16 protein-coding genes and 1 pseudogene are annotated in these 12,905 nt (G+C 39.9%); 14 read left to right on the forward strand and 3 right to left on the reverse strand.

Annotation, left to right across the window (positions count from 1 at the left end; genetic code table 11):
- Window positions 1–159: 159 nt before the first annotated feature.
- The 3 genes from ACED29_RS19030 to ACED29_RS19040 all read left to right on the forward strand — a co-directional run bounded on the left by ACED29_RS19030 (window position 160) and on the right by ACED29_RS19040 (window position 1,279).
- Entirely contained in the window at window positions 160–453 is a 294-nt protein-coding gene (locus ACED29_RS19030; RefSeq protein WP_371698414.1) for a hypothetical protein, read from the forward strand.
- 126 nt (window positions 454–579) lie between these two features.
- Complete coding sequence (locus tag ACED29_RS19035) at window positions 580–942, forward strand: hypothetical protein (RefSeq protein WP_006083854.1); 363 nt, start codon at window positions 580–582, stop codon at window positions 940–942.
- A 124-nt stretch (window positions 943–1,066) separates the two neighbouring features.
- Window positions 1,067–1,279, forward strand: a complete 213-nt coding sequence (locus ACED29_RS19040) for a hypothetical protein (protein ID WP_371698416.1) — start codon at window positions 1,067–1,069, stop codon at window positions 1,277–1,279.
- A 188-nt stretch (window positions 1,280–1,467) separates the two neighbouring features.
- Here ACED29_RS19040 and ACED29_RS19045 read toward each other — a convergent pair.
- Window positions 1,468–1,980: pseudogene (locus tag ACED29_RS19045) on the reverse strand (transposase); the annotation flags it as partial.
- 178 nt (window positions 1,981–2,158) lie between these two features.
- Between ACED29_RS19045 and ACED29_RS19050 the strand changes: the two are divergent.
- The 4 genes from ACED29_RS19050 to ACED29_RS19065 all read left to right on the forward strand — a co-directional run bounded on the left by ACED29_RS19050 (window position 2,159) and on the right by ACED29_RS19065 (window position 3,979).
- A complete protein-coding gene (locus tag ACED29_RS19050) occupies window positions 2,159–2,644 on the forward strand; it encodes a hypothetical protein (protein ID WP_371698418.1) in 486 nt (161 codons plus the stop codon).
- Window positions 2,645–2,662: 18 nt separating this feature from the next.
- A complete protein-coding gene (locus tag ACED29_RS19055) occupies window positions 2,663–3,085 on the forward strand; it encodes a hypothetical protein (RefSeq protein ID WP_371698420.1) in 423 nt (140 codons plus the stop codon).
- A gap of 101 nt (window positions 3,086–3,186) precedes the next feature.
- The gene (locus ACED29_RS19060) at window positions 3,187–3,552 is read left to right on the forward strand and encodes a cupin domain-containing protein (RefSeq protein ID WP_182742675.1); all 366 of its coding nucleotides are present in this window, start codon (window positions 3,187–3,189) and stop codon (window positions 3,550–3,552) included.
- 130 nt (window positions 3,553–3,682) lie between these two features.
- The gene (locus ACED29_RS19065) at window positions 3,683–3,979 is read left to right on the forward strand and encodes a hypothetical protein (RefSeq protein ID WP_124015373.1); all 297 of its coding nucleotides are present in this window, start codon (window positions 3,683–3,685) and stop codon (window positions 3,977–3,979) included.
- A 419-nt stretch (window positions 3,980–4,398) separates the two neighbouring features.
- Here the strand turns inward: ACED29_RS19065 and ACED29_RS19070 are convergent, their stop codons facing one another.
- Both ACED29_RS19070 and ACED29_RS19075 read right to left on the reverse strand, forming a co-directional pair.
- Complete coding sequence (locus ACED29_RS19070) at window positions 4,399–5,208, reverse strand: AraC family transcriptional regulator (protein WP_273058276.1); 810 nt, start codon at window positions 5,206–5,208, stop codon at window positions 4,399–4,401.
- A gap of 36 nt (window positions 5,209–5,244) precedes the next feature.
- A complete protein-coding gene (locus ACED29_RS19075; RefSeq protein ID WP_371698421.1) occupies window positions 5,245–5,640 on the reverse strand; it encodes a cupin domain-containing protein in 396 nt (131 codons plus the stop codon).
- Between the two features lie 191 nt (window positions 5,641–5,831).
- Here ACED29_RS19075 and ACED29_RS19080 point away from each other — a divergent pair, with 191 nt between their 5' ends.
- From ACED29_RS19080 to ACED29_RS19110, 7 genes are all read left to right on the forward strand, one after another.
- Window positions 5,832–7,064 (forward strand): hypothetical protein, encoded by a 1,233-nt coding sequence (locus tag ACED29_RS19080; RefSeq protein ID WP_371698422.1) that lies wholly within the window; start codon window positions 5,832–5,834, stop codon window positions 7,062–7,064.
- A 346-nt stretch (window positions 7,065–7,410) separates the two neighbouring features.
- Entirely contained in the window at window positions 7,411–8,400 is a 990-nt protein-coding gene (locus ACED29_RS19085; protein WP_371698423.1) for an alpha/beta hydrolase, read from the forward strand.
- 250 nt (window positions 8,401–8,650) lie between these two features.
- Window positions 8,651–10,081, forward strand: a complete 1,431-nt coding sequence (locus tag ACED29_RS19090; protein WP_371698425.1) for an amidohydrolase family protein — start codon at window positions 8,651–8,653, stop codon at window positions 10,079–10,081.
- Between the two features lie 242 nt (window positions 10,082–10,323).
- Complete coding sequence (locus ACED29_RS19095) at window positions 10,324–10,830, forward strand: GNAT family N-acetyltransferase (RefSeq protein WP_182722586.1); 507 nt, start codon at window positions 10,324–10,326, stop codon at window positions 10,828–10,830.
- A gap of 144 nt (window positions 10,831–10,974) precedes the next feature.
- A complete protein-coding gene (locus ACED29_RS19100) occupies window positions 10,975–11,379 on the forward strand; it encodes a DUF1801 domain-containing protein (protein ID WP_371698426.1) in 405 nt (134 codons plus the stop codon).
- Complete coding sequence (locus ACED29_RS19105; RefSeq protein ID WP_182755215.1) at window positions 11,369–11,656, forward strand: hypothetical protein; 288 nt, start codon at window positions 11,369–11,371, stop codon at window positions 11,654–11,656. The genes ACED29_RS19100 and ACED29_RS19105 overlap by 11 nt, the downstream gene beginning before the upstream one ends.
- A gap of 111 nt (window positions 11,657–11,767) precedes the next feature.
- A complete protein-coding gene (locus ACED29_RS19110) occupies window positions 11,768–12,370 on the forward strand; it encodes a class I SAM-dependent methyltransferase (protein ID WP_124015381.1) in 603 nt (200 codons plus the stop codon).
- Window positions 12,371–12,905 lie beyond the last annotated feature (535 nt).

The raw sequence follows: 12,905 nt of genomic DNA on the forward strand, positions 1-12,905 counted from the left end.
CTTAAGCATACCGCTGATGCGGCTTGCTAGGGAGGAGGCTCAATGAGTATCAAGTCAATAAAGCAGGACTAAAAACAGTTGGCCGTGCTCGTGCCTTGCTGATTTTAGCCAACAATTTTTAGCCTCTTATTGAGGCATTAGCTCCATTGAGAAATCGAAATGTGGTCGGAAAGTAAAAATAGCATAGGTAGCCGAGGGAGTGAGGGCGGAGCAATTATCAGCGATGATGAGCACTCGCTAGGGGCTAGGGTCACACTGGAGAAAGGTGGTGATATTGCACCGTTTTCAATTACCGTTGGGGTCTATTGCTCATTTTTTCATACTACATATATGGGTAGTCTTAGCGAAGGCGAAGCAATATTTAAAAGTATGAAATCTGATATAGATGAGTATTTAAACTATCCCCAAAAAGAAGAAAGTAATTGGGTAGAAAATTTTGTTAATCGTTACTAAAAGAGCTAACAATACGTGCCAGTCGGACAGTTTTTTCCGTGGCTTTTTTAGTGCTGGTCGCTACGCTAGCACAAAACGCCACTACAAAAACTGCCGCTGCACTCAGCGTTATGTGACTCGTAGCTCATGAAGTATAAAAATATAAAATCGGCCATTCATAATTTCGGACATAGCTTCATTAGCGATGAAAACTATGTAGATGACGATTATGTATTCTATGAGTTAGCAGCTATACATAGCCAAGGTCACGAAATTGTTATCAACTGGCTAAATGGAAAGTTTGAACCAAATCATCTCTGTACTGATAGAATTAAGAAATCTATTAGGTATTGGGCTGATGGACTTAGTCGTCATCTTGAAAATCAAAATGTCGATTTAAACTTGTTGAATAGTTTAGAGTTTATTTGGCCTGCTGATAGTGCTCATTTCATGGTCGCAATAGATGACCGTGGGATTGAGCATAAAAAAGAAGTTAAATACTCTGGTTAAGTCACATAACAAACGCTTCAACCAAAGGACGCAAAACAGCAGGCTTGTGCTCCTTCGTCGCTAATTCTAGCCTGCTATTTTGCGCCGGTTAAGCGAGGCGTTAGGTTAAATGGAGAATTTTAAAATGGAAGTTATTGGAAATAGTTTTGGTGTATTCGGAGTATTGTTCTATTTAGTATTAGCCATCCTTTGGATTATGGTTCCTGTATTCATATTCTTAATCTCGAAGCGAGTTAAGCAAATGCTAAATGTGATGGAAACATCTCAATCAGAAATTAAAGAGCTAAACGCAAGTATCAAATATTTAAAACGAAAATATAACGAATCCAACGAATAATTTAACCTAACACATATGAGCCTTCCGCCAGTCAATAGGCGAGCTTAACTTATTTGACTGCTCTTGCAGTCAAATTCAAATCAATCAACAAATTCATCTACTTCGTCTGTCATTTAGCTGTCAAATCATCGTGCTCTTAGAAATCAAAGCATGCAAACACATATAGAGGCTCTCTTAATGCGATCTTATCGCTGCCTGATGTTTTTAAGATTTAACTCAGTCGCGGGTAAGTTGTATTGGCTGTTGGTGTTAAACACATGACCTTTGAGCATGGCACCGTGACGGACAATTTTCATTCGGCGACGTAACAAGTCGCGTGCAGCGCGCATTTCACTTGGATAATCATAAGCTATCGGAAAGTTACCACCACGCAGTAATGAGGCAATTTTAAAGGAATCGACTTTATCATTTTTGGTTTTACCGCCGTGAATGGCCTTCATATACATCGCATGGCCTAAGATGAAATCAATGCCCAGTTCAGCACACCAGTCTGACACCCAATACCAACAATGCATGCACTCAACGCCGACAATCACATTACCGATATAAGGTTCGAGTATGAGTAATAAGTCATCTTTGCTGGCACCTATCTTTTTATGAACAACAACTTCCCCTTTAGAATCAATGATGCAGACATAAAGTAAGCGTGCATGTAAATCGATACCACAGTAGTATGGATGTGAGTTATTATAAAATCTCATTGAGCTTTCTCCTGTTGGTTTAGTCACCTTAAGCATACCGCTGATGCGGCTTGCTAGTGAGGAGGCTCAATGAGTATCAAGAAAATCAACAAGGACACGTAACAGTTGGCTACGTTTCGCTTCGCTACACAATTTTAGCCAACCATTACTTAGCCTGTTATTTGGGCGTTAGGTTTTTATGAGCATCAGTCAGTATTACTATATCGGAAATAATCAGAATTTATTCTTTGGAGTATTTTCTATTTCTTTGATCGGCTATGTTTTATATACCTTTGGGCTACCTACCGTTAATGTCACTTTTTGGTCGGTACTTGGGTATTCTCTTTATGCTGTATTTATATTCCTATTTTCGTGGTTAGCTCAGTTTTCTTTTAAAACCTACTTTAAGTTACGGGGTCAGAAACGTGTAATCACTATTAATGATAAATCAATAACCTTTCCTGAGCTGGGCGACTCCTTAAAAGTGATAGAGCTTAAATTCTCCCAGATTAGAGAGGTGTACTTTGCAGAAGGTCGGCACGGTATTCCTAATAATTTAATTATAAAGTATGGCTACGATGGTCACGCATACATAGCTAAGGATTATTTAAAACCTCAGGATTTTGAGGCTATTTGTACATCGTTTAAAGAAGCCTTAAAAATAAACCAGATAAGTGTAAAATGAAACCTAACAAGTCAAGCCATGCGACGCTTACGCGCACATGCTTTCGGCGTTAGTGCTCAATACTATATGAAAAACATAATTGCAGTATTTATAGCCACTCTATTCTTTGGTGTGCTCGCATTGGCTCATGTCCTTATTTCGCTGCACTATTGGAGTGAGGAAAAATCAGCCATTGATAGTTATTTGGCAAATATCATACAGCCGGTTTTAATCATGATAGCGGGCTACATCTGCGTTAAAATTTCTAGCGTAAAAAAATGGTGGTTTGCCGGGTTTTTCGCCATCACAACATATATCCTCCTTGTTGTGTATGTGATTTTTCTAGGCCCTAGTATAGATTTTTCCACTTGTGGCTTAGCATCAATGAAAGTTCCAGCAGCTTTGGCAGTTTTTTCGTTATTAGGCGGAGGTATCTATCAATACTATTCAACAAAGCACTAACAAGCGCATGTTGTTCGCCGCTATCGCTGCCGGACTCCTTACGCTTCACTTCAGTCGCCTCTTATTGCAGCGTTATCAGTAAATGAATGTATGGAGTAAAAATGAAGTTTGATGCTATAAATTTTAAAGATAAGTTCTCGAAATTTACTGAACACTGGTCTCCTCGTGTTGTTGCAGAAATGAATGATTACCAATTCAAATTAGTGAAAGTTGAAGGCGAATTTATTTGGCATGATCACCCTGATACTGATGAAGTATTCATCGTTTTGGAAGGTATCCTTAATATAGAGTTCCGTGATGGTCTAGTAACTCTAAACTCCGGAGAAATGTTTGTAATCCCTAAAGGTGTAGAACATAAACCAGTTGCTAACAGTGAATGTAAAATAATGATTGTTGAACCTAAAGGTGTTGTTAACACTGGTGATGCAGGTAGTGAGCTAACAGCCGAAAATGATGTATGGGTGTAAAGTTACAGCTAACAAGAATTTAAAGCATGACTCGTAACGTTTTGCTCGATACCGCTTTGCTGTACATTTTAGCAAACAATTATTAGTCCTTTAAATAGGCGTTATCATTACAAGGATTTGATGAAAAGTTATGATTATAAAAACAAGAATACTATCTTTAGCTTTTATACTGTCTATGATTTGCTCTTGCTCAACGACTCCACCAATTGTCGTTCATAACGAATACGGTGAGATGTCAGCTGACAACGAACTGTTTCGAAAAGAAGCTAGTGAATGTGCGTTAGAAGCTAGGCAAGGCATTAGGAGTACAACATTAACTGAAAACTCAGAAGAGCCTGAAATAGCTTTTGCGAGTGTTCAACTTTTATCTTTTTTTAGCGCAAACGCTTCATGTATAAAATCAAAAGGTTGGCGTATTAAAGAGTAATGCTAACACATATGAGCCTGGCGTCAGTCAATCGGCGAGCCTAGCTTATTTGACTGCTTTTGCAGTCAAATTAAAACCAATCAACAAATTCATCTACTTCGTCTGTCATTTAGCTGTCAAATCGCCGTGCTCTTAGAAATCAAAACATGCAATATGGTCACTTTGCTCAAAATAGGCGATACATCCTTGATAGGCATTGGCTATAGTAAAGTCGTTGATCCAGCTTTGTATGTATTGTGGCACTTTAAACAATAGCTGATCTCATACCAGGCCCCAATTTCGGTCCGTGAAGGTTTTATCATTTGTTTGAAAATGTTCAGCGTTTAGCATGCCACAGTGAAAGTCCTGATTTTGGACTTGGTGGTGCAAAAATAAAGCAGATATCGACGTTATTTACAAAAATGCTATGTTAACTGCGCTTATCGCTGGGGACTTTCGTTCAACTTATTCCACATATTTGGCGTTGTACCAAAGCTTTTCTTGAATTGGCGAGTAAAGTGGCTTTGATCTGAAAAAAAACAATCTTGCGCAACTTGCGCAATGGGTATTCCTTGCGACATAAGTGACTTGGCTTTTTCAAGACGTCTTAAGGTTAAGTATCGATAAGGGCTGGTGCCAAACAATGATCTGAAATCTCGAGTGATTTGCCATTTACTGTAGCCTGTAATCGTGGCTAACTGATCCAATGTTATGTCATTATCTAGCGAGTCATCGATATATTCCCTGGCCATCTGAATAGCCTGATAATTGGCTGTCGTATGCTTGTGATGTATTGTGGTTTCTTTTTGTAAGGCCATGGCAAAATCATAGATAAGGTCTTGGTATTCTAACGGCTCTAGTGGCCGTTGGAACTCAGTCAAGAATCTCTGTGCAATATCGACTAAACAGGGTTTGCCTGTCACGCCATTAGGTAAAAATGGCAAATGATGCCCTTGCAAAATATTTTGTACGTCGACAGGATCAATGTTAATGGCTCGATAACCGAAAGGAGCATCTGTTCCCGCTAACCCGTCATGTAATTCATCAGGATGTAAAACAACGACTTCACCGGGCAAAGAATAGCGCAGGCTTCCTCGGTAATTAAAGCACTGTACGCCAGTGGTTGTTAATGCCAGAGTATAAGTATCATGTCGATGCGGAGCAAAAGTAAAGCCAACCAAATTCACCTCAATACGAGGTTTGTCGCCTACAGCAGTGTTGAACCATGTGCTCAATTTTGGGGTCGTCATAGTGTTAACGTACTTTAGTTCCGATGATTGAATATATCATGATGAGGGGGTGGCGATATTATTTTCTAGCAAATATTCAAAAGCGTCTTGAGTTATATCGCTTTCAGTCTCACCAGTATGCTTAAATGACTTTGATTCAATCAACAACACTTGGGCCAATTCATTTGTAGTCACTTTGTGCTCTATCCCTTTCGCTACCATGTACAATTCTCCAGAGCAGAGATGCACTGACTCGGTTCGAGTGTGCACGACGATATTTCCTTTCATTACCCAAAGTAACTCGTCTTCGTTAGCGTGGCAGTGCCAAGGTATCTTATCGCCTATAATTTTGACCAGCATAATCCTAGAATCGTTAACATCTAAAAGTACTTTTGGGGTAAAGGTGTCTGAAAACATATCGAAGCAATCTGAGATATTTAATTTTCGATTCATAACGACTTCAATTTGTATTGGTTTAGTGTAGGCCAAGCATAGTTGATAAACCTGGAACTTATAGAACGATATTGCGATTTTACCGGCGTATTTATAGCCTCAATCGCCGCAATATCGTTCTATAAAATGCCCATGGCTTCTCGTAATATTTGATATCACAGTTGATATGTATTTATTAGAGAGTCATCAAAATGAAATTTAAAGGTTCAAAGCACATTGCAAAGCTATCCTTCTTACACTTGGTAATCATTTTACTCGCTGGTTGCGGTGCCACTGGGCTGATTAACTTGCAAAGCGGTAATCAATTTGCCAAGCAAGACTGGCATGGGGCAGATAGCAGTTTCACCGTACCATTTGAATGGCATGATGGTCACGTTATCATAAATATAGCCTTAAACGGCCAGCAGGATTTGCGCTTTGCGCTCGACTCAGGGGCCGCAGCGACGGTGTTGTTTGAAACTGAAAAAACCAAAGATCAGCCACTGTCATTTGAGATGCAAATAGATCTGCAAGGTCGGAAAGTTAATGTAGTCAACGATGCGGAGATTACTATCGGTCAGATAACGTTATCGGAAATGACAATTATTCAGGTCCCCATCGATCAATCTCCTTTATTTGGCTCTTATGATGAAGCTTACTTTGATGGTGCTATTGGGTTTGATATTCTCAATCGATACATGACTCGTATCAATTATGCAGACAAAACGGTTACCTTTATTAAAGATAGTTCGACCGCTTTAACATCAACTGAGTGGGTAAAGTTACCCATGGCTATTCATGGCCGAATCCCTTACATTTCTGGTGCAATACCCAACCAGCAAGGGCAGCCAGCCCATTATGATTTAGTTGTAGATACTGGCGCTCCCGATTATCTATACATTAATTCGTTACTTGCGACCGACTTTAATTTTCCATCTTCCTACTTCGAAAGTAATACCAAGAATTTTAATGGCGAACATACGGTAAAAACTAGCCGGATTAATTATTTTCAAATAGCAGGCACAAGCTTTGAAAATATCGCAGTGCATGATCTACCTGACTTCGAAGACGACAATGGTATTGGCTTAATTGGTAGTGGTCTGCTGCGAAATTTTGATGTGGTTTTCAATTATGAAAATGGCTACTTAGCTCTGAAAAAGAATATACAGTTTACCCCTCAAACCTTTATTGACCGAAGTGGTTTGCAACTAGAGCCGCATAGAAATGGCGGATTAGTAAAGGGTTTAGGGGAGACCGCTGGCCTAAAGGCACTCAAGATTGCCCTAGGCGATGTGGTTACCAACATAAACGGCAATCAAATCAATGAAATTAACTTTGATGAAATTAGGGGCTTACTCAGCAGCGAAGCAGAGCATGTCGAAATCTGTTGGACGTCTAGCGGTGTTGATATGTGCGGCACCTTGGTTTTGCAAGATCGCTTTTAGAGCGAAGAATTGCCACGATTAATCAGACCGGAGCTCATTATCAGGAGAACCGGTCCGGTCGCTTCATCGGAGAGTAATCATTTTCATTAGTCTGGTGATAATCATGCCGGTGGTTATATTTGAAGCCCAGATTGTTTATTCATAAGGCTTTTTAGTCGATGAGGTCGTCATTTTTGTGAGCATACATTAGCTCAAAATAATTGACGGCTTTACTCAGCGTGTTAAGTCGCAAATTACAGCGACGTTATATCGCGACGTTAGTTGTGCAAATCGGCTATGCACTTTATGGTTGAGCGAATAGAAAATTCTCACTTTGAAAAGGTTTTATTTAAGGAACTATTAATTAATGAACTTTACCCCCATAGCGATGAAGGCTTTGATAACACTGTTATTTACTTTTCTTGTAAATAATGTGCACGCTAGCTCTGATGAGCAAAGTACTAATGAGTTTTTCTCACTTGTTGAGATTAAAAATGCCCCTAAAAAGCCATTACAGCCTATTAATTATGTACAGGCAAGTGATGATGTTTCCTTGGCCTATCGTGCTTATCTGCCAAAACAGCCCCAAGCAATGTTAATCTTTTATCATGGCGCAGGGGCTCATAGCGGCCTTAGCTACAATCACATCGGTACGGGTTTACGTGATAATTTTAATATCGCTGTATATATGCCAGACATACGAGGTCATGGAGGATCTGGCGGAAATCGAGGTGATACTCCACAGGTTGAACAAGTGTGGTTAGACATTAATACAATGGTTAACGTTGCTCGTGATAAATATCCAAATCTTCCTCTATTTGTTGGTGGTCACTCAAGTGGTGCTGGTTTAGCGCTAAATTATTCTAGTTGGGATCAAAGAGCTGAGATTGATGGCTATGTATTTCTAGCGCCATATTTTGGTTATCGTTCAGAAACTAATTACGATGCTGGTGAGAATAAACGCTTCGAGTTTTCTACAGTAACAACCTCTGACTTTGTCATCAATACGATGAGCGGTGGTTTATTTTTCGGTCATTCAAAAGCAGTAAAATTCAATTTTCCAGACTCTGTGTTAAGAGATAACCCTGAAATTGTCCCGTTTAACACTGTTAATATGTCGAACGCTGTGACCCCTCATTCACCTGACTCTCAATTATCTGATATACACCAATTTGGCTTATGGATAGGAAGGCAAGATGAGGCGTTTGATCCATTAAAAGTCACTATGTTCGCAGAGAAATACAGTGGTAAAGATGCTCGCAAGAAAATAGAAATAGTGGATAAAGAAAATCATTTTTCAATAATATTGAATGCTGCCAACTTTATTGGTCCATGGTTAAGAAATGCGATTAAGTAGTGGCAATTTTTGCATAATCTGGCTCTTAGTAGCTAAGAATTGATTTGTTGGATGAAAATTCAGCAAACCAACCCAAGATAAACTCTTATGTAAATAAAGCTTTGAGCTCATATAAAGATAAAAAATTGAAATCACGCAATTGAAAGATGTTGTATTACAGTGAGATGCTAAGGTCAGCTATCCATCGTCATCAAAAACTCGCCCGTTTTCTGCGGGCGTTAAATCCAAGTTTACAAATTGGCTTATTAATATGAAGATTTTCATTAACTTGCTGAAATATACAATCCTATCGCTGTTATGTGTACTCGCTCTGATATTACTCGCCATCCCAATATCAATTTATGAAATGCCTAACGATTTGCACACCGTTGATAATACGGAAGATATTGTGCTCGACAATGCAAATTACATTGATGTATTAACCGGTAAAATAATAAGAAATCAACGAATTTACCTTTCCAAAGGCCGGATCGTTTCTATTGGAGAAAAAACATCTAGCCAAAGTCGAGATGCTCGGGTGATCGATTTGCACGGCGAATACGTCGTACCCGGCCTGTTTGATATGCACGTTCATCTGCATGACAGAAAATACCTAGCCCTGTACCTCGCATATGGCGTTACCTCTGTGAGGAATATGAGAGGGTTACCCATGCACCTTAGATGGAAAAGTGAGTTAAACAGAGGTGATTGGCTCGGCAGCAATTTGTATACGTCATCCCCCGTTTTAGACGGTGAAAGATATGCCCATGCTCTTCAGCAGGTAGTGATATCACCAGCAAAAGCACGTGAACTGGTTAGAAAATATAAAGATGATGGATATGATTTTATCAAAGCCTATGGCTACTTAGATAAGGAGGTTTTTGAAGCCATCACGGATGAAGCCAGACGGTTGGATTTCCCCATAGCCAAGCATGGCCCTAACCCGATAGATGGGCTTGGATTGCAATCTAACAGTGGCTTGCAATCTCTGGAGCATGTAGAAGATATTTTTCAAGGCCCGCTTAATTTTTCATTTGATCAAAACAGCATGGCCATTTGGGTGAGCCAATTAAAGGCGATTAATCCGACTGTTACTCCGACATTGGCGACATTCCATCACTTGACCAAATTAAGCCAAGACAAAGCCGCGTTTGTCGATAGCCTGCCGTTGAACACCTTAAATCCTCTTTATCGCATAATTAATGCTGAGTTTGGCGTTAAAAGATGGCTAGGAGCATCGCAGGAACAAGCGGACTGGAATAGCAAAGAGGAGCAGTTTCTTTTTGACATCGTTAGGGAGCTGGATAAACAAGAGGTGACATTATTGTTAGGCTCTGATGGCGGAACCTTATATATGCCACCAGGGTTATCAACCCACCTTGAAATTGAACTGATGGTGAAAGCGGGAATATCGCCAATAAAGGTCTTACGGGCTGCGACTATCAATGCGGCAACCGCATTGGGAGTTGACGATAAATACGGTTCTATAGAGATTGGCAAGGTAGCTGATTTGGTTGTGCTAAAAGAGAACCCTTTAGATGATTTGCAAGCACTCGCTGCACCCATTGCGGTTATTAAGGCAGGGCAATGGATCAACAGCAGTGAATTATCGTCATTAAGAATCTCCGCAGAGAAACCATCAAATCTATACATAAGTATGGGGAGGTTGCTTGAAGACATTATCTCACGAGCAATGCCCTAGCAATATTGGCAGTGATTATTTTAATTTAACAGGTGCGTCAATTAGGACGCTCGTAAACTCGCACCAATTACGTTGGCGTTATATGCTCAAGGATGATTATGCGAATCGTTGACTGCGATCGAAACGAGCATATATTAAGTCATTGCAAAGTACTAAAAACAGCTGACTATTGCTCGTGCTTCGCTTATTTTAGTCATCAATTTTGTGCTCATTATTAGGGCGTTAAATACAAGGATAGTTTTGTGGAAATAAAACAAGTCAGTTCGATATCGGGTTTAGTTGAGCAATTACATTCGTTACTTGCTGATTGTATCGTGAGTGGTGCATCTGTCGGTTTCTTAACACCAATCAATGACCAAGAAGTGAAATCATATTGGGAGTCTGTTGAAACAGAACTTGAGTCGGGTACTCGAAAGCTGTTTTTAGCCTATGACAATGATAATGTCATTGGCGCAGTTCAATTATCTCTTTGTGCTAAAGCTAATGGTGCACATAGAGGAGAAGTTGAAAAACTCATGGTTGATACGAGGGCTAGAGGTAAAGGCGTGAGCAAAAAGCTGATGTCGCTAATGGAAAGTGCTGCATCTGAAATGGGCTTGTCACTACTTGTGTTAGATACTCGGTTAGGCGACGTAGCTTCTTCGTTATATCGTTCAATTGGTTACACCGAGGCAGGTCAAATCCCTCAATTTGCTCGTAGCTCTACAGGGGAGTTGGAAGCAACGGTCTACTTCTTCAAGTTATTGTAATTTAAAAAGTGTTCAAGACTGATTCCCTATGCTTGGTGGTTTCAGCTCAAGTTGAGTTTGGTGTTTAAGGTGCAATGTTTAGTTTAGGTCGTCGCGTTGCTCACCGCTTAACGCGGCGTTACGTGTGTTGCAATTGGAGGCCCAGTGAAAGCAGAAATACAGGCAAAATTTGCGACTTACCCCGCTGAAGCGCAAAGACTGCTTAACGCCATTCGTCATCTCATTCTTGCCGTTGCGGAAGAAAACGACTTGGGTGCTGTTGAAGAAACGCTTAAGTGGGGCGAGGCCAGCTATCTTGTAAAAGGCGGCACGACGATTCGAATGGACTGGAAGCCAAAAGATCCTGATTCTATAAAGGTATATTTCCATTGCCAGACTCGATTGATTGAAACCTTCAGGGAGATATATCGAGATGAATTCGCATATGAGGGTAAACGTGCGATTGTGGTTCCTCTGGATGCTGCTATCAAAGAAGGGCCTCTAGGCCATTGTCTCCAAATGGCATTGAAGTACCATAGTTTGAAACATCAACCTTTGCTTGGCGCTTGAGGGACATTGGAAAGGTGACGATTGCACTGAAGGTGCAATTATCCAAGATGCTGAGGTGTTATTTTGTAAAGAAGAAACGCCAGAGGCTGGAACCTTTATGGTTTATTCCATCAAATACAAAGGTAAAATAACGAACTCTAGAGGCTATTATAGTGCTGACACTGTAGATGTTCATTTGTATGCGCCAAAGGCAAAAACATTCATTAAGCTAACTCAGCAGCAAAAAGATTACTTCTATGTTGAAGAGTTACTGAATATTCTGATAAATACACGCTAATAGGCAATTCAAGTGGGGCTGTTACAGTTTGCTTGGTTCATTTCGTACAGCGTGTTAACAAACGATTAGCTGCCCCATTATTGGGCGTTAGATTACACTCGGAGCCATTGAATGCCTTCCAAAGAAATATCTACGTACTTCAAAGCAACAGAAAATCGGCAAACTAGAGATGATCTTAAGCGAGCGATAGAATTAGTTGGTGACCGTAAGATAGCGATTGATTGTGGCTGTGGTTCAGGAAGCGATATTGCGTTCCTTCGATCTAAGCAGTTTCAAGTGCATGCTTTTGATATAGAATCAGAAGCTATTGAACGCTGTAAAAGGCGGTTTGGTAGTGACAAAAACGTTTGGTTATCACAAAGTACGTTTGATGCTTTCACATACCCCTCAGCTTCACTCATAGTGGCTGACTCAAGTCTGTGTTTTTGTCCTGAAAATAAGTTCGATGAAGTATGGCACAAGATTACTCGCTCATTACTGCCTGGTGGGATATTCGTTGGTTCGTTTGTCGGGTGCGAAGATACAATGGCTGGCCCTAATTATAACAAGGAGGCCTATTGGCCGGATGTGCTCGTAGTATCAGAAAGTGAAATTATCAATTTGTTTCGAGGCTATAGAATAGAGTCTTATACTGAACACAAAAGTTTGGGTGTTGGTCCTGATGGAGAGCATCAGTCTTGGCATAGGTATGCCGTTATCGCACAAAAAATCTAACAAATTGCAAAAGTATTGTTCTTCTTAAGGCGTTGGCAGGCTTTATAGTGTGTGCTTTTAAACCCTATAACTTATCAGTGTTTGATTTAACATATTTTAAAAATCAAAGAGTCACTATTTTTCATTGAGTTTAATGCTAACTGCTATCGGTACAGTTTTCACTACACTTAAAATCGATTTTTATCTAGATATTATAGTGTTAAGTTAAGTTATCGGTGTAATGGGGTGTAGCAAAGGTAAAAAGTAAGTGCACTGCTAATAAGAATATTACATAACCTGAACTCGGTATCGCAAACGTCTCTTAAATAGTCTTTTGCCTTGTTAACTGCGTTGAATTAGCTTGCAATAGCCCGGTTATGGATGCAGTTATAACTAGTTCAGGTTTCATATTCTAATTGTTTCAAATCCTGACATGTTTTCCAAAATAAGTTAACCGTTAATCAGGATCATCATTAAAACCCACTCGAATAAACATTTAATCAAGTGCTTGCACATATCCTGAGGAGGCGATTGCTAAACATAAAAGTAAACTTTT

It is taken from the genome of Shewanella sp. 5S214 (assembly GCF_041439795.1).
Lineage (GTDB): Bacteria > Pseudomonadota > Gammaproteobacteria > Enterobacterales > Shewanellaceae > Shewanella > Shewanella vesiculosa.